The organism is Citrobacter sp. Cs237, assembly GCF_030332325.1.
Classification (GTDB): Bacteria; Pseudomonadota; Gammaproteobacteria; order Enterobacterales; family Enterobacteriaceae; genus Citrobacter_A; species Citrobacter_A sedlakii.
Genome location: NZ_JAOWIB010000102.1, coordinates 154,504 through 177,867, shown reverse-complemented (window position 1 = coordinate 177,867; position 23,364 = coordinate 154,504). Strand labels below are relative to the sequence as shown.

General features: G+C 51.6%; 18 protein-coding genes and 1 tRNA gene. 13 read left to right on the top strand and 6 right to left on the bottom strand.

Annotated elements, in window-relative coordinates:
- Nucleotides 1-41: 41 nt before the first annotated feature.
- The 6 genes from OGY07_RS10385 to OGY07_RS10355 all read left to right on the top strand — a co-directional run bounded on the left by OGY07_RS10385 (nucleotide 42) and on the right by OGY07_RS10355 (nucleotide 9,002).
- Complete coding sequence (locus OGY07_RS10385; RefSeq protein ID WP_042290784.1) at nucleotides 42-806, top strand: amino acid ABC transporter permease; 765 nt, start codon at nucleotides 42-44, stop codon at nucleotides 804-806.
- Nucleotides 793-1,515, top strand: a complete 723-nt coding sequence (locus OGY07_RS10380; RefSeq protein ID WP_200034686.1) for an amino acid ABC transporter ATP-binding protein — start codon at nucleotides 793-795, stop codon at nucleotides 1,513-1,515. Before OGY07_RS10385 ends, OGY07_RS10380 begins: the two co-directional genes overlap by 14 nt.
- Before the next feature lie 635 nt (nucleotides 1,516-2,150).
- Nucleotides 2,151-4,592, top strand: a complete 2,442-nt coding sequence (gene hsdR / locus OGY07_RS10370) for an EcoAI/FtnUII family type I restriction enzme subunit R (protein WP_286600360.1) — start codon at nucleotides 2,151-2,153, stop codon at nucleotides 4,590-4,592.
- Nucleotides 4,593-4,664: 72 nt separating this feature from the next.
- Nucleotides 4,665-6,137 (top strand): N-6 DNA methylase, encoded by a 1,473-nt coding sequence (locus OGY07_RS10365; RefSeq protein WP_286600357.1) that lies wholly within the window; start codon nucleotides 4,665-4,667, stop codon nucleotides 6,135-6,137.
- Nucleotides 6,137-7,891, top strand: a complete 1,755-nt coding sequence (locus tag OGY07_RS10360; protein ID WP_286600355.1) for a restriction endonuclease subunit S — start codon at nucleotides 6,137-6,139, stop codon at nucleotides 7,889-7,891. Before OGY07_RS10365 ends, OGY07_RS10360 begins: the two co-directional genes overlap by 1 nt.
- 10 nt (nucleotides 7,892-7,901) lie before the next feature.
- Complete coding sequence (locus OGY07_RS10355) at nucleotides 7,902-9,002, top strand: DUF8606 domain-containing protein (protein ID WP_286600353.1); 1,101 nt, start codon at nucleotides 7,902-7,904, stop codon at nucleotides 9,000-9,002.
- A 303-nt stretch (nucleotides 9,003-9,305) separates the two neighbouring features.
- Here the strand turns inward: OGY07_RS10355 and OGY07_RS10350 are convergent, their stop codons facing one another.
- From OGY07_RS10350 to OGY07_RS10335, 4 genes are all read right to left on the bottom strand, one after another.
- Nucleotides 9,306-10,226, bottom strand: coding sequence for an SEC-C metal-binding domain-containing protein (locus tag OGY07_RS10350; protein ID WP_286600350.1), 921 nt, complete (start codon nucleotides 10,224-10,226; stop codon nucleotides 9,306-9,308).
- Nucleotides 10,227-10,554: 328 nt separating this feature from the next.
- Nucleotides 10,555-11,748 carry a tyrosine-type recombinase/integrase gene (locus OGY07_RS10345; RefSeq protein ID WP_286600348.1) on the bottom strand — a complete coding sequence of 398 codons (1,194 nt, stop codon included), beginning with the start codon at nucleotides 11,746-11,748 and terminating at the stop codon, nucleotides 10,555-10,557.
- 175 nt (nucleotides 11,749-11,923) lie between these two features.
- Nucleotides 11,924-11,998 (bottom strand) — tRNA-Arg (locus OGY07_RS10340).
- Between the two features lie 75 nt (nucleotides 11,999-12,073).
- Complete coding sequence (locus OGY07_RS10335; protein ID WP_042290775.1) at nucleotides 12,074-13,015, bottom strand: formate/nitrite transporter family protein; 942 nt, start codon at nucleotides 13,013-13,015, stop codon at nucleotides 12,074-12,076.
- A 289-nt stretch (nucleotides 13,016-13,304) separates the two neighbouring features.
- Between OGY07_RS10335 and mlaA the strand changes: the two genes are divergently transcribed.
- A complete protein-coding gene (gene mlaA, locus OGY07_RS10330; RefSeq protein ID WP_042290774.1) occupies nucleotides 13,305-14,060 on the top strand; it encodes a phospholipid-binding lipoprotein MlaA in 756 nt (251 codons plus the stop codon).
- Nucleotides 14,061-14,186: 126 nt separating this feature from the next.
- Here mlaA and fadL read toward each other — a convergent pair whose 3' ends face one another.
- Entirely contained in the window at nucleotides 14,187-15,524 is a 1,338-nt protein-coding gene (gene fadL / locus OGY07_RS10325; RefSeq protein WP_082636823.1) for a long-chain fatty acid transporter FadL, read from the bottom strand.
- 365 nt (nucleotides 15,525-15,889) lie between these two features.
- Here fadL and OGY07_RS10320 point away from each other — a divergent pair, with 365 nt between their 5' ends.
- The 4 genes from OGY07_RS10320 (at nucleotide 15,890) to sixA (ending at nucleotide 20,501) form a co-directional block, all read left to right on the top strand.
- On the top strand, nucleotides 15,890-16,174 hold the full coding sequence (locus OGY07_RS10320) for a YfcZ/YiiS family protein (RefSeq protein WP_042290770.1): 285 nt from the start codon (nucleotides 15,890-15,892) through the stop codon (nucleotides 16,172-16,174).
- 177 nt (nucleotides 16,175-16,351) lie between these two features.
- On the top strand, nucleotides 16,352-17,662 hold the full coding sequence (fadI, locus tag OGY07_RS10315) for an acetyl-CoA C-acyltransferase FadI (protein ID WP_286600345.1): 1,311 nt from the start codon (nucleotides 16,352-16,354) through the stop codon (nucleotides 17,660-17,662).
- Entirely contained in the window at nucleotides 17,662-19,821 is a 2,160-nt protein-coding gene (gene fadJ / locus OGY07_RS10310; RefSeq protein WP_286600343.1) for a fatty acid oxidation complex subunit alpha FadJ, read from the top strand. Before fadI ends, fadJ begins: the two co-directional genes overlap by 1 nt.
- A gap of 194 nt (nucleotides 19,822-20,015) precedes the next feature.
- Nucleotides 20,016-20,501, top strand: a complete 486-nt coding sequence (sixA, locus tag OGY07_RS10305) for a phosphohistidine phosphatase SixA (protein ID WP_042290767.1) — start codon at nucleotides 20,016-20,018, stop codon at nucleotides 20,499-20,501.
- A 101-nt stretch (nucleotides 20,502-20,602) separates the two neighbouring features.
- On the opposite strand, the gene smrB is transcribed toward sixA, so the two are convergent.
- Nucleotides 20,603-21,154 (bottom strand): endonuclease SmrB, encoded by a 552-nt coding sequence (gene smrB, locus OGY07_RS10300; protein ID WP_042290766.1) that lies wholly within the window; start codon nucleotides 21,152-21,154, stop codon nucleotides 20,603-20,605.
- Nucleotides 21,155-21,319: 165 nt separating this feature from the next.
- Here smrB and prmB point away from each other — a divergent pair, with 165 nt between their 5' ends.
- Together prmB and aroC are read left to right on the top strand one after the other, a co-directional pair.
- Nucleotides 21,320-22,252, top strand: coding sequence for a 50S ribosomal protein L3 N(5)-glutamine methyltransferase (prmB, locus tag OGY07_RS10295; RefSeq protein WP_042290764.1), 933 nt, complete (start codon nucleotides 21,320-21,322; stop codon nucleotides 22,250-22,252).
- 26 nt (nucleotides 22,253-22,278) lie between these two features.
- Nucleotides 22,279-23,364, top strand: a complete 1,086-nt coding sequence (gene aroC, locus OGY07_RS10290; protein WP_286600340.1) for a chorismate synthase — start codon at nucleotides 22,279-22,281, stop codon at nucleotides 23,362-23,364.

The following is a 23,364-nucleotide window of genomic DNA, read 5'->3' as shown; positions in this document are numbered from 1 at the left end:
CTGACACGCAGTGAGTGTCAGCCTTTTTGCAGGGGAATACCATGACGGGATTTCGTTGGGAAATCATCCAGGAGTATGCGCCGCTCTTTATGGAAGGCGCGTGGATGACAATTAAATGCACAATCATTTGCGTCTTTCTCGGCACGCTCTGGGGTCTGACGCTGGGCCTTGGCCGAATGGCGAAGGCCGAACATGGCTTCTGGAAGTATGCATTGCGCTATCTGGTGCAGTTTCCGGTGCGCTTTTACGTCAGCGCGTTTCGCGGCACGCCCCTGTTTGTACAGATCATGGTGGTCCATTTTGCGCTGGTTCCCCTGTTCATTAACCCGCGTGACGGGATACTGGTGACCAGCGGAATCATGAGCGCGGACGTTGCCCGCGAACTGCGGTCGGGCTATGGCGCGTTTTTATCCTGTATCGTCGCCATTACGCTGAACGCAGGCGCTTACGTTTCTGAAATCTTTCGTGCGGGGATCCAGTCGATTGACCCTGGACAAATGGAAGCCTCACGCGCGCTCGGAATGCCATGGTGGAAAACCATGCGCAAAGTGATTCTTCCACAGGCCTTTCGCCGTATTCTTCCGCCACTGGGCAATAACGCTATCGCGATTGTCAAAGACTCCTCTCTGGCGTCGGCCATCGGGCTTGCCGATCTGGCGTATGCGGCGCGTACGGTCTCGGGCGCCTACGCCACTTACTGGGAACCCTATCTGACCATTTCGCTGGTGTATTGGGTGCTCACCTTCCTGCTCGCGCAACTGGTTAATCGTCTGGAAAAGAGGTTCGGTAAAAGTGATCCACATTAAAAATTTACATAAACACTTTGGCGACAACCCTGTGCTGCGCGGCATTGATTGTGACATTCAGCCGCAAGAGGTGGTGTGCATCATTGGGCCTTCAGGGTCAGGCAAAAGTACATTTCTGCGCTGCATGAACGCGCTGGAATCGGTGACGGAAGGCGAAGTGGTAGTGAACGGCTTTGCGGTACACGATCGTAAAACCGATCTCAACAAAATGCGTGAAAGCGTCGGAATGGTGTTCCAGCGTTTTAACCTGTTTCCGCATATGACGGTGCTGGAAAACCTGATCATGGCGCCAGAAATGCTTCAGGGGCTGTCGCGTAAAGAGGCGATCGGCCGGGCTGAAATGTTGCTCGAAAAAGTCGGACTGAGTGATAAACGCGATGCCTGGCCGTCCCGTTTATCCGGTGGACAGCAGCAGCGCGTCGCGATTGCCCGCGCGCTGGCGATGAACCCGTCAATTATGCTTTTTGATGAGCCGACCTCGGCGCTGGACCCGGAACTGGTCGGTGATGTGCTGGAGGTCATGAAAAAACTGGCCGATGAAGGGATGACGATGGTCATCGTGACCCATGAAATGGGCTTCGCCCGGGAGGTCGCGGATCGGGTGATTTTCATCGACCACGGCGTTATTCAGGAAGAAGGCTCGCCGGAGACGCTCTTTACTTCGCCGGCTAATCCCCGCACCGCCGAATTTCTGAGTAAAGTGCTGTAAGGCCGGAAATCTGCGGAACGGCATCAACGCCTTCTGCGTCGTCGCACCACTCAACGTGCGGGCTGAGTCAGGGACAGTGATTTTCTGCCCATGCTGCGCCCGCACGATTTCCGTCATACCATGAATCGGCAAGCCGCTGAGAGAACTATTAGGGCATAAACAGGGAAGGGGGAAGTGAATGAGAAAGTCCCTGCAGACTTCGAATGTGAATGGCACGATTATGCGGGATACTTACACCATCATTAAGCTTTTCTATAGTGAGCACCATCGTTATGGTTGTTACTCTCTAAATTGGGGAGCCAGTAAAGGACTGGATCACTTTCAGGACATATGCATTGTGATGGGAGCTACGCACAGGCGTCTTCAAAATAGATCGAATCTACAGACACTTCCACCTTCGTCGCGTAATAAACTTTATGTAGCTTGCTCCCGGGCTCGGGGAAACATTTATTTCGTTTCTGAAGCGAATTTCAGGAATTACAAAAAATGAAAAAATCTATGGTAGGGAAGCAACAGAAATTGTTCTGCCAGAACTTATCTTACCAGTAGCTACCCAAAACCTCGTTTCAGGTCATTACGTCAGGCACTATTCTGTGTAAAATCAGAGCCAACCCAATTTCGTGGAGTGCCCTGTTATGGCTGGCGTGAACAAAACGCACCTGACTGAAACAGACATCATTACTAAATTCATCCTTCCTGCGGTTAAGGATGCGGGCTGGGATGTGATGTCGCAGATTCGGCAGGAAGTGAAACTTCGCGATGGCAAGATTGTAGTCCGTGGCAAACTGGCGTCACGTATCAAAGTTAAGTCTGCCGATATCGTGCTGTACCACAAACCTAACTTGCCATTAGCAGTTATCGAAGCCAAGGCTAACAAGCACGCCATCAGTAAAGGGATGCAGCAGGGACTGGACTACGCAAGCCTGCTCGATGTTCCCTTTGTATTTGCCTCCAACGGTGATGGATTCATCTTCCACGATAAAACCAATCCGCAGCAGCTCGAATCCGAAATTGCCCTCAGTGACTTCCCAACACCTGAACAACTCTGGCAAAAATACTGTGCCTGGAAAGGGTTCACTCAGGAGCAGTTACCCGTTATCAGTCAGGACTATTTTGACGACGGTAGCGGGAAAGCTCCTCGTTACTATCAGATGCAGGCGATTAACCGAACGGTGGATGCCGTATCGGCAGGTAAGAACCGTATTCTGCTGGTCATGGCCACGGGTACGGGCAAAACGTATACCGCGTTCCAGATAATCTGGAGGCTGTGGAAAGCTAAAAACAAAAAACGCATTCTATTCTTGGCGGACCGCAACATCCTGGTTGATCAAACTAAACGTAACGACTTTCAGCCGTTCGGTAATGCGATGACTAAAGTTACCGGGCGCACCATCGATCCGGCTTATGAGGTGCATCTGGCGCTGTACCAGGCCATTACCGGACCAGAAGAACACCAGAAAGCCTATAAACAGGTGGCGCCTGATTTCTTCGACCTGATTGTCATTGACGAATGCCACCGTGGCAGCGCTTCTGAAGATTCAGCCTGGCGAGAGATTCTGGAGTATTTCGGCAGCGCCACTCAGGTCGGTCTGACGGCAACGCCAAAAGAAACGGAAGACGTCTCCAATATCGATTACTTCGGTGAGCCGGTTTACACCTATTCGCTGAAAGAGGGTATTGAAGACGGTTTCCTCGCACCTTACAAAGTCGTGCGCGTTGATATCGACGTTGATGTCCAGGGCTGGCGGCCCGTCAAAGGTCAACTGGATAAATACGGCGAAGAGATTGAGGACCGTATTTACAACCTGAAAGATTTTGATCGCACGCTGGTGATTGATGAGCGCACCATGCTGGTGGCGCAGACCATCACCGATTACCTGAAACGTACCAACCCGATGGATAAAACCATCGTTTTCTGCAACGACATCGATCACGCCGATCGAATGCGCCATGCGCTGGTGGTGCTCAACCCCGAGCAGGTGTTGAAGAACGAAAAGTACGTGATGAAAATCACCGGCGACGATGATATCGGCAAGGCGCAACTGGATAACTTTATCAATCCTAAAAAAGCCTACCCGGTTATCGCGACAACATCAGAACTGATGACAACCGGCGTTGATGCGCAAACCTGCAAACTGGTGGTACTGGATCAAAACATTCAGTCGATGACTAAATTTAAACAGATCATTGGGCGCGGCACGCGCATCAACGAAAAACACGGCAAGCTGTGGTTCACCATTCTCGACTTCAAAAAAGCGACCGAGCTGTTTGCCGACCCACGCTTTGACGGTTTGCCGGAAAAAGTGCTTGTGGTCAAACCCGGTGATATTTCCGACAAAGATTCAGACTTCAATGAACAACTGGATGCGGAAAATAACGCGGATGAAAGCGATAATGATGCCAGTGAAGCGTGGGAAGACGTCGCTGACTATCAGGTCAATCGTGATAAGCAAGCGGGCAACGGCGAATTCCATGATGACGATGAAAACAAAGTCCGCAAGTTCTATGTGAATGGTGTGGATGTAAAAGTGCTGGCTAAGCGCGTTCAGTATTACGATTCTGACGGCAAACTGGTGACTGAATCTTTCCAGGATTACACCCGCAAAACGATGCTCAAAGATAGCGAATACGCCTCACTGGATAGCTTCGTGCGCAAATGGCAGGATGCGCCGCGCAAACAGGTCATCATCGAAGAGCTGGAGCAACTGGGGATTCTGTGGGATGTGCTGGCCGAAGAGGTGGGTAAAGATCTCGACCCGTTTGATTTGCTCTGCCATGTGGTGTACGGTCAGCCGCCGTTAACGCGTCAGGAGCGCGCGGCGAATGTGCGTAAGCGTAACTATTTTACGAAATACGCCGAACCGGCGCAGCAGGTACTTAATACCTTGCTGGACAAATACGCCGATGAAGGGGTTCAGGAAATTGAGGACGTTCAGGTACTCAAACTGAAGCCGTTCGATACGCTGGGTCGTCCGATAGAAATCATCAAAACCCGCTTTGGTGACAAAAAGGCGTATGAGCAAGCCGTTAATGAACTGGAAAATGAAATCTACCAGTTACCGCCACGCTCAGCCTGATAACTTATAAATACATTGCCACTGGCCGCGTCTGCGACCGGTGGCATCCTTTTTTAAGTATGGAAAGAAAACATGTCGATTAGCTCAGTCATTAAATCCCTTCAGGACATTATGCGTAAAGACGCCGGTGTGGACGGCGATGCCCAGCGTCTGGGGCAGCTTTCATGGCTGCTGTTTTTGAAGATTTTTGATACCCAGGAAGAAGAGCTGGAACTGGAGCAGGATGACTACCAGTTCCCGATCCCCCAGCGCTATTTATGGCGTAGCTGGGCAGCGAACAGCGAAGGCATCACCGGTGATGCGTTGCTGGAATTTGTGAACGACGACCTGTTCCCGACGTTGAAAAACCTCACCGCGCCGATCGATAAGAACCCGCGTGGCTTTGTGGTCAAACAAGCGTTCAGCGATGCCTACAACTACATGAAAAACGGTACGCTGCTGCGCCAGGTGATCAACAAGCTCAATGAAATCGACTTCAGCAGCAGCCAGGAACGTCATCTGTTTGGCGATATCTACGAACAGATCCTGCGCGACCTGCAAAGCGCCGGGAATGCGGGTGAGTTCTACACCCCGCGTGCTGTGACGCGTTTTATGGTCAACCGCATCGACCCGAAGCTGGGTGAGTCGATTATGGATCCGGCGTGCGGCACCGGTGGCTTCCTCGCTTGCGCCTTCGACCATGTGAAAGATAATTACGTCAAAACGACTGAAGATCATAAAACCCTACAACAGCAGATATATGGCGTAGAGAAGAAGCAACTTCCGCACCTGCTGTGTACGACCAATATGCTTTTACACGGCATCGAAGTGCCGGTGCAAATCCGTCACGACAACACGCTGAATAAACCGCTCTCTTCCTGGGATGAGCAGGTCGATGTAATTGTTACCAACCCACCGTTTGGCGGCACAGAAGAAGACGGCATTGAGAAAAACTTCCCAGCAGAGATGCAGACCCGTGAAACCGCTGATCTGTTCCTGCAACTGATTATCGAAGTGCTGGCCGACAAAGGCCGCGCGGCGGTGGTGTTACCGGACGGTACGTTGTTTGGTGAAGGTGTAAAAACCAAAATCAAAAAGCTGCTCACCGAGGAGTGCAACCTGCACACCATTGTGCGGTTACCGAACGGCGTGTTTAACCCGTACACCGGCATCAAAACCAACATTCTTTTCTTCACCAAAGGTCAGCCAACAAAGGATGTGTGGTTCTATGAGCATCCGTACCCGGACGGCGTGAAGAACTACAGCAAAACCAAACCGATGAAGTTTGAAGAGTTCCAGGCGGAAATCGACTGGTGGGGCTGTGAAGCTGACGGTTTTACCAGCCGCGAAGAGAACAACCAGGCGTGGAAAGTCAGCATCGACGACATCATTGCCCGCAACTTCAATCTTGATATCAAGAACCCATACCAAGGTGAAACCATCAGTCACGATCCGGGTGAGCTGCTGGCGCAGTACCAGACGCAGCAGGCGGAAATCGGCGAGCTGCGTAACCAGCTGCGCGATATCCTTGGTGCGGCTCTGGCGGGTAACAAGGGGGCGAACTGATGACCGTTGAAAAGCTGATCACCGACCATATTGATATTTGGTCCTCTGCGCTGCAAACCCGCTCCACCGCCGGGCGCGGTAGTAACGGTAAAATCGACCTTTATGGCATTAAGAAACTGCGCGAGCTGATTCTGGAACTGGCGGTACGCGGCAAACTGGTGCCGCAGGACCCGAATGATGAACCGGCGTCTGAGTTATTGAAACGTATTGCAGTCGAGAAAGCGGAGCTGGTGAAGCAGGGTAAAATTAAAAAGCAGAAGCCGCTACCGGAGATTAGTGAGGATGAGAAGCCGTTTGAATTGCCGGAGGGGTGGGAGTGGGTAAGACTGGGTAATGTTGGTGTGTGCTCAACTGGAAAAACACCAAGCACATCAGTCTCCAGTCATTTTAACGGAAATATTCCCTTTGTTGGTCCTGGGCAAATAACTCAATGTGGTGAGATTACTCAAGCAGATAAATTTCTTTCTGAAGATGGAATGTTGAATAGCACAGAGGCTAATAATGGGGATATTTTCACTGTTTGCATTGGTGGTTCTATTGGCAAATCAGCAGTAGTCAGTGAGCGAGTGGCATTTAATCAACAAATTAACTCTATAAAACCAGTGTTAGTGGATAGTAAATATATATATTTCTCTATTTCAACAACACTTTTTATTAGTTCAATGATCACAGCATCTACAGGTTCAGCAACGCCAATAATAAATAGAAGTAAATGGGAGAGCTTGTTAATACCGTGTGCGCCAGTCGCAGAACAACACAGTATCGTCGCCAGAGTTAATGAACTAATGGCTCTCTGTGACCAACTTGAACAACAATCTTTAATTAGTTTGGAGGCACACCAGCAACTGGTTGAAACCCTGCTGGCGACGCTGGTCGATAGCCAACATGCCGAAGATCTTACTGAAAACTGGGCTCGAATCAGCCAGCATTTCGACACGCTGTTTACCACCGAAGCGAGTATTGATGCGCTTAAACAAACTATTCTGCAACTGGCGGTGATGGGTAAACTGGTACAGCAGGATCCTGACGACGAACCTGCTTCTGAACTGCTTAAACGTATTGAGCAGGAAAAAGCGAAACTGGTAAAAGAAGGCAAAATTAAAAAACAAAAACCGTTGCCACCAATTAGTGAGGATGAAAAACCATTTGAGTTGCCGAAGGGATGGGAGTGGTGCCGTACCGAGGATATTGGCGATTTAAAACTCGGGCGACAGCGTTCACCCAAAGATCATCATGGACCACATATGACTCCTTATTTAAGAGTTGCAAATGTACATGATAATGAAATTCGCGTTGATGATGTTAAATTTATGAATTTCACGCCTGAAGAGAAAACTATTTTTTCTCTTCAGTACGGAGATATATTATTAAATGAAGGACAAAGTTTAGAGCTAGTTGGTAGACCTGCAATTTTTAAAAATGAAATAGCAGGAGCTTGTTTTCAAAATACGCTAATACGCTTTCGTGTAAACGAATTTATTAGTAATGAGTATGCCTTAGCCTATTTTAGACATTGCTTATATTCAGGAAGGTTCCAGAAAGCCGCAACACAAACGACAAATATAGCCCACCTGAGTGTATCCAGACTCGCACCTATCGAGTTCCCTCTTCCGTCATATAGTGAACAACTTAAAATAGTAATAAAAATTAAAGAGTTGGAAGTGTTGTGTGAAAAAATAAAAATAGGAGTCAAGTCTGCCCAGCAAACCCAGCTCCACCTGGCGGATGCGCTCACCGATGCAGCATTAAACTAAGGAACAGACGATGCCGGTTCATCATGCAATCTGGCGGATAGGGGAGAATCCCCAGCCGCTAACTATCAGCAAACTCGCCAGCGAGCAACTGCTGGAGAAGATGATTTTAAACGATCCCACTATCCTCTCTGATCAGTGGATGATCATCGGCCATCAGGAAAATACGCTCGATAAAGGGCGTATCGATCTGCTGGCGATTGCGCCGGATGCCTCGCTGATCCTGATTGAGCTAAAGCGCGACCGCACGCCGCGCGAAGTGGTTGCTCAGGCGTTGGACTACGCCTCATGGGTGGATGACTTAACCGCTGATCGTTTGTCACAAATTTACGGAAAATTTTCCGATGGTGGCAATTTGGGAGAAGCGTTTAAACAACGCTTCAATACCGAGCTGGAAGAGGATTCACTCAATCAGTCGCACCAAATCATCATTGTAGCGGCGGAACTGGACCCGTCCACTGAACGCATCGTGGACTATCTTAGTAAGAATGGTATTTCGATTAACGTCCTGTTCTTCAAAGTGTTCCAGCATGGTGATGAACAGTTCTTAAGCCGCGCCTGGCTTATCGATCCGAGCGAAACGCAAACCAATGCCGCACAGGCCACTGCTACAAGTGCCAATGCGAAGGAACCCTGGAACGGTGAGTTTTATGTCTCGTTTGGCGATTCAAACAGTCGCGTCTGGGAAGAGGCGCGCCGCTACGGGTTTATCAGCGCGGGTGGCGGGAGCTGGTACAGTCAAACGTTAAAACAGCTTCAGCCAGGCAACCGCGTCTGGGTAAAAATCCCGGCGACCGGTTACGTCGGTGTCGGGATTGTGCAGAGCGCCGTTGAGCCTGCCAGTAGCTTCACCATCAACACTGACGACGGTGAAAAGCGGGCGATGGATGTGCTTAAGTACAGCGATCTCTATCACCGGAATTCAGATGACCCCGACAAGTCCGAGTATTTTGTCCCCGTGAAGTGGCTGGAAACCCGCAGTGAGCGAGACGCGGTGAATGAGGTCGGATTCTTCGGAAATCAAAACACAGTGTGTAAGCCCACAACGCCAAAATGGCGTCACACTGTAGATAAATTAAAGCGCCATTTCGAAAAATGGAATGCGATATTGTAATCTCCAGGTGATGATTTTTCCCATACCGACAAGAAATTAATCTGTCATAACGTTTCTGAAAGTGAATAATTTATTTTTTAGGATACTTACATTTTTCCCCCTGCTGAGTAGTGGTCGTGTGCTTACGACTTGCTGGTCGAGAAAAGCGAACAAATAAATCGAAGTCGAACTTCGGTTTATGTCTAAGTACAGTCTGGATTTTCATATAATTTCGACTCTATGGATGCTAAAGCTAGGGTTGATTTCATCACAAGAATCTTAAATGCTTTAGTGGGGTGGTTTAGTTCCCCACCAAGCAAAAACTTAGCCAAGTAAACCGCAACACCTTTTGAATCGCTTTCCGCTCCCACAGGGGCAGAGTGCGTTTCGCGGTACCTTCGGAACGGGCTGGAGGGCTTCTTTTACAGCATCTTCGAGTATCAGAAGCTCACTTGCCAGAATTACATATCCAAGGTTATTAGGGATACTTCCAATTGATATCTGTTTCGTATCAGTAGGGACGTCGACAACAATGATTTCCCCACTGGTAGTATGTTGAGGGCCCGCATACAAAGTGCCAAGTAATGCAACCCTAGTACCTGCGCACAATGAACCATCTGGACTAACAAAACTCCCTATATTTGCCAAAAACACAGGTGATCCTGAAGAGCCAGGGAAGCAAGCTGCATCAATGAGAAATTCAGGTTTTCCATTCAACTTAAGCTTAGGATGAGTTGCGGTAATTCCCTTTCTGATGATCGGTAGATTATGAAGTTTATCCCATAGCCCGTTAGGGTAACCAATCATTACGATCTCTTCCATTGGGGGGAGTGATTCTAAAAGCTCGTTACTTGCTAACATCTGTTTACTGAGGGGAACGAAGTAGTAGGCCCGCCCATCTTTGCTTGCATTATTTAATATTGGCCCAATAGGAAAGGCTACCAAATCTATTGCAGTTGTCGGGTGGAGGATACAATGTTTATCCAATTCGTTAAGTACGACAGCTTCATGCGTGCCAAGTGCTGGAGTACCGTCTTCATTCTTTAATGTTAAATGAAAAACCCCTCGGATTGCGCCTTCGGTAACATGTTTGTTTGTTACCACGCAAGGAAAGGCTGTTCCCTCTGTCTCACAAAACATGAATATGTAACCAGTACCTGATGAGGTTCTATTTTGTGAATCTGTGCATTCAATGCGCACTGTGCTATGCACAAGTTGTGTAATGGGATGTATGAACTGAGACATTGATAGAGGCACCTATAAAGTTTATCTGAGTCACCCAGTATAAGTGGGGCAACTGTGCATTGAGCGAGATGTACAACCACTAAGCGAATACATATTGACCGATATTATTTGAATGCTTTCTTAACTTTATTGTCCCTTAAAAACAGCCATCTAGCAGTAAGGATGACTTCTTGATTTCTTCGTTAGAAACTTAGACTTCCACACGGCTAAATATCTTTTCACTGATAATTAAATTATATCAATATAGAAATATTAATTAAATGCGAGAAGTTTTTTCCTCAATGTGATGAGCATGTGTGCAGCGTTTCATGGGCCATTTTCATGAATGTTAGTTCACCACAGCTTCACCTTTCCCCAACTCACTAATATAATCCCCATACCACTGCATCATTTCCCGCCTTCCATCCAGATACTGTGCGTGGTTATACGTACCGCGAATACTGTTTTTATCCACATGAGCGAGCTGCGTTTCAATCCAAGCCGTGTTAAAGCCTTGCTCATGAAGAATGGTACTCATAGTGTGGCGAAAACCATGGCAGGTGGCCCTTTTATCATACCCGATTCTCTTCAAAACCATGTTAACACTAGCTTCACTCATTGGTTTATTAACATCATTTCGTCCAGAGAAAATAAACTGATAGCTTCCTGTGAGTTGTTTCAGTTGCTGAAAGGCTTGCAAGGATTGGCTAGATAGCGGGACGAGATGCGTTCGCTTCATCTTCATCCTGTTTTTAGGTATTTCCCAGAGACTGTTTTCGAAGTCAATTTCGCACCATTCAGCCATTCGTAACTCTACTGTTCTTAATCCAGTTAGCATCAACAAACGAGTCGTGAGCAGAGTTATTAAACTACCTGAATAATTTGATAATTTCTGTAAAAATTCAGGTAATTCAGGCACGGTCAGAAAGGGATAATGATGTTTTTCATATCCTTGCAATGCGCTGGCAAGATCTGCGGCTGGATTGTATTCAGCACGCCCCGTGACTATTGCGTATCGAAAGACTTCACTACAGCGTTGGCGAACTTTACTGGCTAACTCTGGCGCGCCACGTTTTTCTATACGCTGAAGAACGGATAAAAGCTCTAGCGGCTTGATTTCGTTAACAGGCCTGGAACCTAAATGAGGGAAAACATTATTTTTGAATCCACGATTAACATAATCAGCATAGTTTTTTGACCATCCAGAGATTTTCGCGTTGTACCACTCTGTAGCTATTGCCTCAAAGGTATTTGTGATTGATTGTTTTTTGGCGAGTAGTTCTGCTTTTTTTACTTCACCTGGATCTTGATCGTTAGCCCGAATTCTCCTTGCGTCATCGCGCCTGGTTCGTGCATCAGCCAGAGAAATATCTGGGTATGTACCAAATGATAATTTTTTCTCTTTACCAGCAAATCTGTATTTCATCCGCCAGTACTTTGAACCGTTAGGGTTGACCTGGAGATACAGTCCACCACCGTCAGCGAGTTTATAGGCTTTGTCTCTGGGCTTTGCAGTCTCGACCTGACGCGCATTTAAGGGCATTTGGGGGCCTCATTTTTCATTGAACAGGATAAGCCCCCACTAAGGCCCCCAAACGTTTATTGATTCACGTTGAGATGGGTAGATATCGGTTGACATCACACAGCCAGAGCAGAGGGTTTATCACTGATTATAAGGGGATTTTATTGAATTCGGTAGACGTCAGGAGAGTTGTATATGGTGTCCCCTGCAGGAATCGAACCTGCAACTAGCCCTTAGGAGGGGCTCGTTATATCCATTTAACTAAGGGGACGAAGCGGCACGAGTATAGCGGTTTTTGTTCGCCGGAGTAAGTACGGTGCCGCCTGACTGCTCAAACCATCGCCATTCAGGATTGTTTTTCCTGCTCTTTCTGCTGTTTTTTGAACCGCTCGGCGTGAAGGCGCGCTTCTTCTTTACGCTTGTTGCTCATGTCGTTACGGATCTGCGCGTGGCTCATCAGGGCGAAAATAAAGGTACCGCCGCAGATATTACCCGCCAGTGTCGGCAGGGCAAACGGCCACAAGAAGTCGCTCCAGTGCAGGGTGCCGTTAAAGACGAGGTAAAGGATCTCCACCGATCCCACGACGATATGGGTGGTATCGCCCAGGGCAATCAGCCACGTCATCAGGATGATGACCACAATTTTCGCCGCGCCGGCTGCCGGAAACATCCACACCATGGTCGCGATTAACCAACCGGAAATGATCGCGTTGGCAAACATTTCGGTCGGCGTGTTTTTCATCACGTCCATGCCGATTTTGACAAACGCGTCACGGGTTTCTTCATCAAAAATGGGCATATACTCAAACGCCCAGGCGGCAATGCCGGTACCGAGCACGTTACCCAGCAGCACCACGCCCCACAGACGCATCAGCAGGCCAAAATTGCCCGCCGTGGGATTTTGCATGACGGGCAGAACCGCCGTCACGGTGTTTTCCGTAAACAGCTGCTGGCGAGCCATAATGACAATGATAAAACCAAAGGTATAACCGAGATTCTCAAGTAAAAAACTGCCCGGCACGCCCTCAAGCTGCACGTGGAAGATGCCTTTTGCCAGCAGCGAGGCGCCCATCGACAGTCCGGCCGCGATAGCGGACCACAGCAGCGCCATCGCGTCACGCTCCAGCTCTTTCTCTCCATCCTGGCGGATATGTTCGTGAATGGCCATTGCCCGTGAGGGGAGTCGGTCCTCATCCACTTCTATCTTTTTCCCGCTCTGTTTTTCCTCGCTTTCTACTTCCAGTTCATCGCTATGCTTGTCGATCTTATCGTCTTCGAGATTATCCATAATTCGCCTCCTGGATGCGCGCCTGTCAGATAAAGCGTAGCGGCTTTTCGCTGGATACCTGGGGGAGAAACTCTGAAATCGCAAAAATGGTAACGTTTGTTTTTCTGCTTCCGGCTAGAATAGAAGCGCTACGCGAGTGCATAGCCAGGCTATGATCAATTCAACAGGCGCGGTGATATAGACATCGTTTGACGTGCTGTTACAATCGCTCACACCTTAACAGGCGGATACGTTAGCGTTCCGTCATGGATGGCAATCCGCGATAGCCATAATTAACAGGGAGACATTTATGAAGCTTCGCCTGTCGGCGCTTGCGCTGGGAACCACACTGCTGGTGGGGTGTGCGAGTTCCGGTACAGAACAGCAGGGGCGTTCAGATCCGTTAGAAGGGTTTAACCGCACCATGTACAATTTCAACTTTAACGTGTTGGATCCGTATGTCGTTCGACCGGTGGCTGTCGCCTGGCGTGATTATGTCCCACAGCCAGCCCGTAATGGTTTAAGCAACTTCACCGGCAACCTCGAAGAACCTGCGGTCATGGTGAACTATTTTCTGCAGGGCGATCCGTATCAGGGGATGGTGCATTTCACCCGTTTCTTCCTGAACACCCTTCTCGGCATGGGCGGCTTTATTGACGTCGCCGGTATGGCGAACCCGAAACTGCAGCGCGTTGAGCCGCATCGCTTCGGCAGCACCTTAGGACATTACGGCGTAGGCTATGGCCCCTACGTCCAGTTACCGTTCTATGGCAGTTGGACGCTGCGTGAGGATGGCGGCGATATGGCCGATACGCTATATCCAGTCCTTTCATGGCTGACCTGGCCGATGTCGATCGGTAAGTGGACCCTCGAAGGGATTGAAACGCGTGCTCAGTTGCTGGACTCCGACGGCCTGTTGCGTCAGTCTTCCGATCCGTACATTCTGGTGCGTGAGGCTTATTTCCAGCGTCACGACTTCATTGCCAACGGCGGGAAGCTCAAGCCGCAAGAAAACCCGAACGCGCAGGCGATCCAGGACGATTTAAAAGAGATCGACTCAGAATAAATGAATACCGGACCGCGAAGCGTCTGGCCGGGCCTGGCGTTCGCGCCGTTAGCGGGTACGATGATTTTTTGGATGCATAAAAAAGGGGACGCCAGAAGGCGCCCCCTTTTTTTCATCTGACCATGATCAGAATGCGTAGTTCAGGTTCATACCGTACAGCCAGGCTTTCCCTTCAGATTCGAAAGAGTACGGGCCTTCTTCAAACTTCACTTTCTGGCCGTGCATGTAAGACACGCCAACATCCACTGAGGCATCTTTATTGAAGGCATAGGTAGCGCCAGCGCTCAGCCAGAAGCGGTCCTGATCCGGAATAGAAATGGAACGACGGTTGGCCGGAACCGGGCTGTCATCAAAGGCGATACCGGTACGGAACGTCCAGGTATCGTCATAGTAATAGGTTGTACCCAGCGCGATGCGATAAGAGTCTTTAAAGCCCTCTTCTTTATAAAACAGCGTCTGACCGTTGCTGCCTTTCGCCTTCAGCTCTTCGAACTGACTCCAACTGGTATAAGCCATGCTGTAGTGAACCGCCCACTGTGGCGCGACGCGGTTGTAACCTGAAATTTCCCACATTTCCGGCAGGTTCAGGTTAAGTGAACCGTCGATCGTCCCGCCGTTAGTTCCAGCAGGCAGGCTGGCAAAGACCGGACGCAGTTGCGGCGGAATACGGTCAGTCGATGGCAGGCTGCTGCGGTAATCGCCGTCGAAGTCAACTTTGACTTCTGAACGGTAGGTAAAACCGTAACGGTTGTCTTTATCGACTTCATAAAGGATCCCGGCGTTCCAGCCGAAGCCCCATTCGTCGCCCTTCAGACGCGCAATCTGGGTATCCGCCGGGTATTGCGCCGCCAGTGCCGGAGGAATACGTCCGCCGGAGCCTGCCACGATTTGCTGCGGCAGGTCGCCGGCATAACGCTCGAGCTTAGCTTTGGCATAAACGGCGTTAAAACCGAGGCCGAAGCTGAAATGATTGTTCAGACGATAGGCGCCGCTCAGGTTCAGGTTGAGCGTTTCCAGATCGGTTTTTCCGCCCATGGAGCCCGCGGCGTAGTTGTTATTAAACTCCGTCGCCAGGCCGTAGTTAGAGGTGACAGATGCCCCCCAACCAAACTGATCGTTAATCGGGGCCACAAAGTGCAGGTTTGGCACCCACGCCGTCGGCGCAATGTTATCCTGGCTGGCATCGTTACCAATGCGCGAGCGACCGGAGATATCCACGTCCGGATCAACAAAGATTGCGCCGCCCGAGAAGGTTGGGCGGTCGAACATGGTGATCAGCGCCGGGTTACGGCTAACGTTACCCACGTCGTCCGCGATAGCCCCTTCACCTGAATAGGCCCGGCCAAGGCCAGAGGAAGAAAATTCGTTTAGCTGAAAGCCTGCAGACCAGGCCTGGGTAGATATAAGTGCCACTGCAACTGCGAGAGCAGACTTTGTAAACAGGGTTTTCTGGCTCATGACCATAACCTCAATGATTTATTTTTATACAAACTATGTTACATGCTGTAACAGGAGCGCGAAGTGTAGGGTCTGCGGTACGACATAGAAATCAGACCAGTGGCGTGAGTATAGGTCTGACCAGCTGATATGTTGCAAGTATGTTTATAAGTTTTTTCAATTGTGATCTCAGAAACGCGATCCAGCTGGCAATTTTGCCGGGGAGCGCACATAGCCGTTTGGGTTGAATTTGTTTTAGATCATTTTTAAGTGTGATTTCGGTCACTTCTCGCATTTCCCACCATTAACGACTGGAGAGGCGAAAGTCGGAGGCGTAAAATATCGCTATCGTTTATCTGGCACCCTGGGTGCGAATACAGAGGAAATCTACAATGAGTAAATGCAGTGCTGATGAAACCCCGGTTTGCTGCTGTATGGACGTTGGTACCATCATGGACAACTCCGATTGCACCGCGTCATACAGCCGTGTGTTCGCTAACCGCGCAGAAGCGGAAGAAACGCTGGCGGCGCTGACCGAAAAAGCGCGGAACGTGGAGTCCGAGCCTTGCCAAATTACTTCGACTTTCACTGAAGAATCTGACGGCGTGCGCCTGGACATCGATTTTGTCTTTGCCTGCGAAGCCGAAACCCTGATCTTCCAGCTCGGTCTGCGTTAATCCCTTCATTATTTATCTGCCCCGACAACCTTTTGTCGGGGCTTTTTCGTTTCATCCCGTCATTATTCACTGTGTCACAGCTCTCACTTTCATCCGCCCCTGCTTGGCTAAATGTAAATAATTGGTTAAGACTATGATCAGGTCAGACCACTTATTTTATTTTTACAGGGGAGTGTTATGAGTCAGGCTTTACCGCTGGTCACCCGGCAGGGCGATCGCATTGCCATTGTGAGCGGGTTACGTACCCCTTTTGCCCGCCAGGCTACCGCCTTTCATGGTATTCCCGCTGTCGATCTTGGCAAAATGGTGGTGGGCGAACTGATGGCCCGCAGTGAGATCCCCGTAGACGTCATAGAGCAACTGGTCTTTGGTCAGGTTGTCCAGATGCCGGAAGCGCCAAATATCGCCCGTGAAATTGTCCTCGGCACCGGTATGAGTGTGCATACCGACGCTTACAGCGTAAGCCGCGCCTGCGCGACCAGCTTTCAGGCGGTCGCTAACGTAGCGGAAAGCCTGATGGCGGGTACGATCCGCGCGGGGATAGCCGGTGGCGCGGATTCCTCGTCGGTATTGCCCATTGGCGTCAGTAAAAAACTGGCGCGAGTCCTCGTGGATGTGAATAAAGCCAGGACGATGGGGCAACGTCTGAAACTCTTTTCCCGCCTGCGCTTACGCGATCTGATGCCCGTGCCGCCCGCCGTCGCCGAATATTCGACTGGCCTGCGGATGGGAGATACGGCGGAACAGATGGCGAAAACCTACGGAATCACCCGTGAGCAGCAGGATGCGCTGGCCCACCGTTCACATCAGCGCGCGGCGCAGGCGTGGGCGGAAGGAAAGTTAGCCGATGAAGTGATGACCGCCTGGACGCCGCCGTTCAAGGCGCCGCTGTCTGAAGATAACAATATTCGCGGCAACTCGACGCTGGCGGATTACGCCAGACTGCGTCCGGCCTTTGACCGTAAACATGGCACGGTGACCGCTGCCAACAGTACGCCGCTGACAGACGGGGCGGCAGCGGTGATCCTGATGACCGAATCCCGCGCGAAAGAGCTGGGGCTGATTCCGCTCGGCTATTTACGCAGCTACGCCTTTACCGCTATCGATGTCTGGCAGGACATGCTGCTGGGACCGGCCTGGTCAACGCCGCTGGCGCTGGATCGGGCGGGCTTAAGCCTGAGCGATCTGACGCTGATTGATATGCACGAAGCCTTTGCCGCTCAGACGCTGGCGAATCTGCAACTGCTTGGCAGTGAGCGTTTTGCCCGCGAGGTGTTGGGACGCGCCCATGCCACCGGTGAGGTGGATGACAGCAAGTTCAACGTACTCGGTGGTTCGATTGCTTACGGGCACCCGTTTGCCGCCACCGGCGCCCGGATGATCACCCAGACTCTGCACGAATTGCGCCGTCGGGGAGGCGGCTTCGGTTTAGTCACTGCCTGTGCGGCAGGCGGTCTGGGCGCGGCGATGGTTCTGGAGGCAGAATAATGGAAATGACATCGGCTTTTACGCTTAATCTGCGTCCGGACAATGTGGCGGTTATCTCCATAGATGTACCCGGTGAAAAGATGAATACCCTGAAAGCGGAGTTTGCGAGTCAGGTACGCGCGATCCTGAAACAGCTTCGCGAAAACAGGGAACTGCGCGGCGTCGTTTTTATTTCCGCGAAAGCGGATAATTTTATTGCTGGCGCGGACATCAACATGATTGGCAACTGCGCAAGCGCGCAGGAAGCGGAGGCGCTGGCGCGTCAGGGACAACAACTGATGGCGGAAATCAACGGTCTTCCGGTGCCCGTCATCGCCGCTATTCACGGCGCCTGTCTGGGCGGCGGACTGGAACTGGCGCTGGCCTGTCATGAGCGAATCTGTACCGATGACAGCAAAACGGTATTGGGCCTGCCGGAAGTACAACTGGGGCTGCTGCCGGGTTCCGGCGGCACACAGCGTTTGCCGCGGCTGGTCGGAGTCAGTACGGCGCTGGAGATGATCCTCACCGGCAAACAACTGCGTGCGAAGCAGGCGTTAAAGATGGGGCTGGTGGACGATGTGGTTCCGTTGTCGATTCTGCTCGAGGCTGCGGTTGAACGGGCTAAACAGGATCGGTCAACGTCGCGAACGCTGCCGGTGCGCGAACGCGTTCTGGCGGGGCCGCTGGGGCGCGCACTGTTGTTCCGTATGGTCAGTAAAAAAACCGAACAGAAAACACACGGTAACTACCCGGCGACAGAACGTATTCTTCAGGTGATCGAAACTGGCCTGGCGCAGGGCAGCAGCAGCGGTTACGACGCGGAAGCCCGCGCTTTTGGCGAGCTGGCGATGACGCCGCAATCGCAGGCGTTACGCAATATCTTCTTTGCCAGTACCGAGGTGAAAAAAGATCCCGGTAGCGATGCCCCGCCGGGGCCGCTTAACAGCGTTGGCGTGCTGGGGGGCGGGCTGATGGGTGGGGGAATTGCCTACGTGACGGCCTGTAAAGGCGGCTTACCGGTTCGCATTAAAGACATTAATGTTCACGGCATCAATCATGCGCTGAAGTACAGTTGGCATCAGCTTGAAACGAAGGTACGTCGTCGCCATATCAAAGCCAGCGAACGGGACAAACAGCTGGCGTTGATTTCAGGCGCCACCGACTATCGCGGATTTTCCCATCGTGACCTGGTCATAGAAGCTGTCTTTGAAGATCTGGCGCTAAAACAGCAGATGGTGGCGGAAGTTGAGCAAAACTGCGCATCCCATACCATTTTCGCCTCTAACACCTCATCTTTACCGATTAGCGACATCGCCGCCCATGCCGCCAGGCCGGGGCAGGTGATTGGTCTGCATTTTTTCAGCCCGGTTGAAAAAATGCCCCTGGTCGAGGTCATTCCCCATGCCGCCACCTCTGAGCAGACCATCGCCACCACCGTTAAGCTGGCGAAGAAACAGGGTAAAACACCTATCGTGGTGCGCGACAAGGCCGGATTCTATGTAAACCGTATTCTCGCCCCCTATATCAACGAAGCCATACGCATGTTGACTGAGGGTGAGCGGGTCGACGCTATCGACAGCGCGTTGGTGAAATTTGGTTTTCCGGTGGGGCCTGTTCAACTGCTGGATGAAGTGGGAATCGATACCGGTACGAAAATTATCCCCGTTCTGGAAGCCGCTTATGGCGAGCGTTTTAGCGCCCCTGCAAATGTTGTTTCCTCAATTTTGAACGACGATCGCAAAGGCAGAAAAAATGGTCGCGGTTTCTATCTTTATGGTGCAAAAGGGCGTAAAAGCAAAAAACAGGTCGACCCTGCGATTTATACGCTTATTGGCGTTCAGGGGCAGAGCAGGCTTTCCGCCCGGCAAATGGCTGAACGGTGCGTGATGCTGATGCTCAATGAGGCCGCGCGTTGCTTCGATGAACAAGTGATCCGCAGCGCTCGCGACGGTGATATTGGCGCGGTATTCGGCATTGGATTTCCGCCGTTTCTCGGTGGTCCGTTCCGTTATATGGATTCTCTCGGCGCGGGTGAAGTGGTTGCGGTATTGCAACGCCTGGCTTCGCAGTACGGTCCACGATTTACGCCGTGCGATGCGTTATTGCAGATGGCGGAGCGGGGTGAAAGTTTCTGGAAAGCAGATGCAACTGGCCTGAATTTTAAAGGTCAAATGTAGGGTGAATCCGCAACGAATGGCCGTGAGTTGGTTAAATTGTAAACACAGATTGACTATACTTACAGCGTTGAGGTAAAAAACAGCGTTTCATTCGGTGAACGGATAAGGCACAATGCCGGCCACCGCATTTCGGCGACCGTTCAGACGGTTTCAGCAAGAATGCGGGTGATTCTGGTTAACAAAAGCGGTGCAATATGCAAGTTTTTATCATGCGTCACGGCGACGCGGCCCTCGACGCCGCCAGTGATTCGGTTCGTCCCTTAACCGTCTGTGGTTGTGACGAATCGCGCCTTATGGCGAACTGGCTGAAAGGTCAAAAAGTGGATATCGAACGTGTTCTGGTGAGCCCGTTCCTGCGAGCCGAGCAAACGTTGGACGAGGTAGGGGAGTGCATGAACCTGCCGGGTAACGTTGACGTTCTGCCGGAGTTGACGCCCTGCGGCGATGTCGGCCTCGTCAGCGCGTATCTTCAGGCGCTGGCCAATGAAGGCGTCTCCGGCGTTCTGGTGATCTCCCACCTGCCGTTAGTCGGCTACCTGGTGTCTGAATTGTGCCCGGGAGAAACGCCGCCTATGTTTACCACATCAGCGATCGCCAGCGTCACGCTGGACGAAAGCGGCAAAGGGGTGTTCAACTGGCAGATGAGCCCGTGCAACCTCAAAATGGCAAAAGCGATGTAAACATCCGCTGCCTGATGGCGCTTCGCGTATCCGGCCTACGGCGGCGATGACTGTCTCGTAGGCCAGATATAGCGCTTGCGCCTCCCACCGGCAACCTTACATCATGGCAGTTCGGGCGGTTGCCACTCTTCCACCTCTATCAGCACCAGCAACGCGGCGTCGCCGCCGTACTCTTTTGGGGCCTGATGAAAAGCCATCACGTGTGGGTGCTGCGCCAGCCACAGCGGCGTCTGTTGTTTCAGTACATGCTTACCGTGACCGTGCATGACGCAGGCGCAAAAAACGTGCTCCCGGCGACAGGCGGCAATCAGCGCGCCGAGTTCCTGCTTCGCCTGCAGCTGCGTCAGGCCGTGAAGATCGAGAAACAGTTCCGGTGAATAATCTCCGCGCCGCATTTTCTTCAGCTCGAAGTGGCTGACGTCGGAACGTACGTATTTTACCGGGCCTTCGGTATTCAACAGCGGCTGAAATTCGTCCGAAAAATAGTGGCTGGCGTCCGCCTGTTCCGACAAAAGCCGCTTAACGGGAACGTCGCTGATTTTTTTACGTTGCGGGCGATGGACAATCGTGTCCTGCTTAATCTGCCGGGTGCCGGTCATCAGTTGCCGGAACAGCGCCTGGTCCTCCTCGCTGAGCGATGTTTTCTTTTTCATTCTGCTGTCTCATTTTTCATTTTCCGTTAGTTTACCCGACTCACCGGCGATGCGAATGCGTAAAACGCAATTTTCGCGCCTGTCCCCTGTGTGAATGCTGATTTATCGCTGGCTTCGTGGCAAACTAGCCGCCGAAATTATTGCGTACATGCCCTGGAGGAACAGGTGGATAAAATTTTCGTTGATGAAGCAGTAAGTGATCTGCATACCATTCAGGACATGTTGCGTTGGGCGGTCAGCCGTTTTAGCGCGGCGAATATCTGGTACGGTCACGGCACCGACAACCCGTGGGATGAAGCCGTTCAACTGGTGCTGCCGTCACTTTATCTTCCACTGGATATTCCCGAAGACATGCGCACCGCGCGTCTGACGTCCAGCGAACGCCACCGCATTGTTGAGCGGGTGATCCGCCGGGTGAACGAGCGTATTCCGGTGGCCTATCTGACGAATAAAGCCTGGTTCTGCGGCCATGAATTTTACGTCGATGAACGCGTGCTGGTGCCGCGCTCGCCGATTGGCGAGCTGATCAACAACCGTTTTGAAGGGCTGATTCGCCAACAGCCGCAGCATATTCTCGACATGTGTACCGGCAGCGGTTGCATTGCTATTGCCTGCGCCTACGCGTTTCCGGAAGCGGAAGTCGACGCGGTGGATATCTCCGCCGACGCGCTGGCCGTCACTGAGCACAATATTGAAGAGCACGGCCTGCTGCACCATGTCACCCCCATTCGTTCGGACCTGTTCCGCGACCTGCCAAAAGTCCAGTACGATCTGATCGTGACTAACCCGCCGTATGTGGACGCGGAAGATATGTCCGATCTGCCGAATGAGTATCGTCACGAGCCTGAACTGGGGCTGGCGTCAGGGACAGATGGCCTGAAACTGACCCGCCGTATTCTGGGCAACGCGCCGGACTACCTGTCAGATAACGGTATTCTGATTTGTGAAGTCGGGAACAGCATGGTACATCTGATGGAACACTATCCTGATGTGCCGTTTACCTGGCTGGAATTCGACAACGGCGGCGATGGCGTCTTTATGCTGACCAAAGCCGAGTTACTGGCCGCCCGCGAGCATTTCAGCCTCTATAAAGACTAAATCACAACGACGACAACGGAATCGCAATGGCAGGAAATACAATTGGACAACTCTTTCGGGTAACCACCTTTGGCGAATCGCACGGGCTGGCGCTGGGCTGCATTGTTGACGGGGTGCCGCCGGGCATTCCTCTGACCGAAGCTGACCTGCAGCACGATCTCGACAGGCGGCGTCCTGGCACGTCTCGCTACACGACCCAGCGCCGTGAGCCGGATCAGGTGAAAATTTTGTCTGGCGTGTTTGAAGGCGTCACCACCGGCACCAGCATCGGTTTGCTGATCGAAAATACCGATCAGCGTTCGCAGGATTACAGCGCCATCAAGGACGTGTTTCGTCCGGGACACGCCGACTACACCTACGAGCAGAAATATGGCCTGCGCGATTACCGCGGCGGCGGGCGTTCGTCCGCGCGCGAGACCGCGATGCGCGTGGCGGCGGGCGCGATTGCCAAGAAATACCTTGCGGCAAAATACGGCATCCGCATCCAGGGCTGCCTGACCCAGATGGGCGATATTCCGCTGGCGATCAAAGACTGGGAGCAGGTGGAACGGAACCCTTTTTTCTGCCCGGATCCGGACAAAATCGACGCCCTTGACGAACTGATGCGGGCGCTGAAAAAAGAGGGTGATTCTATCGGCGCTAAGGTAACGGTGGTAGCCAGCGGCGTTCCCGCCGGTCTCGGCGAGCCGGTATTTGATCGTCTTGACGCCGATCTCGCCCATGCGCTGATGAGCATTAATGCCGTGAAAGGCGTTGAGATTGGCGACGGTTTTGACGTGGTGGCGCTGCGCGGAAGCCAAAACCGTGACGAAATAACGACGCAGGGCTTCCAGAGCAACCATGCGGGCGGCATTTTGGGTGGGATCAGCAGTGGGCAGCAAATTATTGCCCACATGGCGCTGAAGCCAACCTCCAGTATTACCGTTCCGGGTCGTACCATTAATCGCTTTGGCGAAGAAGTCGAGATGATCACCAAAGGCCGTCACGATCCGTGTGTCGGGATCCGCGCGGTGCCGATCGCTGAGGCGATGCTGGCGATCGTGCTCATGGATCACTTGCTGCGCCAGCGGGCGCAAAATGCGGATGTCACAACAGATATTCCACGCTGGTAA

Excerpts from the sequence above, each read along its gene's own strand:
- fadI (WP_286600345.1), top strand. The coding sequence starts at position 16,352 with ATGAGTCAGGCTTTACCGCTGGTCACCCGGCAGGGCGATCGCATTGCC.
- OGY07_RS10360 (WP_286600355.1), top strand. The coding sequence starts at position 6,137 with ATGACCGTTGAAAAGCTGATCACCGACCATATTGATATTTGGTCCTCT.
- OGY07_RS10320 (WP_042290770.1), top strand. The coding sequence starts at position 15,890 with ATGAGTAAATGCAGTGCTGATGAAACCCCGGTTTGCTGCTGTATGGAC.
- OGY07_RS10350 (WP_286600350.1), bottom strand. The coding sequence starts at position 10,226 with ATGTCTCAGTTCATACATCCCATTACACAACTTGTGCATAGCACAGTG.
- OGY07_RS10355 (WP_286600353.1), top strand. The coding sequence starts at position 7,902 with ATGCCGGTTCATCATGCAATCTGGCGGATAGGGGAGAATCCCCAGCCG.
- smrB (WP_042290766.1), bottom strand. The coding sequence starts at position 21,154 with ATGAAAAAGAAAACATCGCTCAGCGAGGAGGACCAGGCGCTGTTCCGG.
- hsdR (WP_286600360.1), top strand. The coding sequence starts at position 2,151 with ATGGCTGGCGTGAACAAAACGCACCTGACTGAAACAGACATCATTACT.
- OGY07_RS10365 (WP_286600357.1), top strand. The coding sequence starts at position 4,665 with ATGTCGATTAGCTCAGTCATTAAATCCCTTCAGGACATTATGCGTAAA.
- aroC (WP_286600340.1), top strand. The coding sequence starts at position 22,279 with ATGGCAGGAAATACAATTGGACAACTCTTTCGGGTAACCACCTTTGGC.
- fadL (WP_082636823.1), bottom strand. The coding sequence starts at position 15,524 with ATGGTCATGAGCCAGAAAACCCTGTTTACAAAGTCTGCTCTCGCAGTT.
- mlaA (WP_042290774.1), top strand. The coding sequence starts at position 13,305 with ATGAAGCTTCGCCTGTCGGCGCTTGCGCTGGGAACCACACTGCTGGTG.
- fadJ (WP_286600343.1), top strand. The coding sequence starts at position 17,662 with ATGGAAATGACATCGGCTTTTACGCTTAATCTGCGTCCGGACAATGTG.
- OGY07_RS10345 (WP_286600348.1), bottom strand. The coding sequence starts at position 11,748 with ATGCCCTTAAATGCGCGTCAGGTCGAGACTGCAAAGCCCAGAGACAAA.
- sixA (WP_042290767.1), top strand. The coding sequence starts at position 20,016 with ATGCAAGTTTTTATCATGCGTCACGGCGACGCGGCCCTCGACGCCGCC.
- OGY07_RS10335 (WP_042290775.1), bottom strand. The coding sequence starts at position 13,015 with ATGGATAATCTCGAAGACGATAAGATCGACAAGCATAGCGATGAACTG.
- OGY07_RS10385 (WP_042290784.1), top strand. The coding sequence starts at position 42 with ATGACGGGATTTCGTTGGGAAATCATCCAGGAGTATGCGCCGCTCTTT.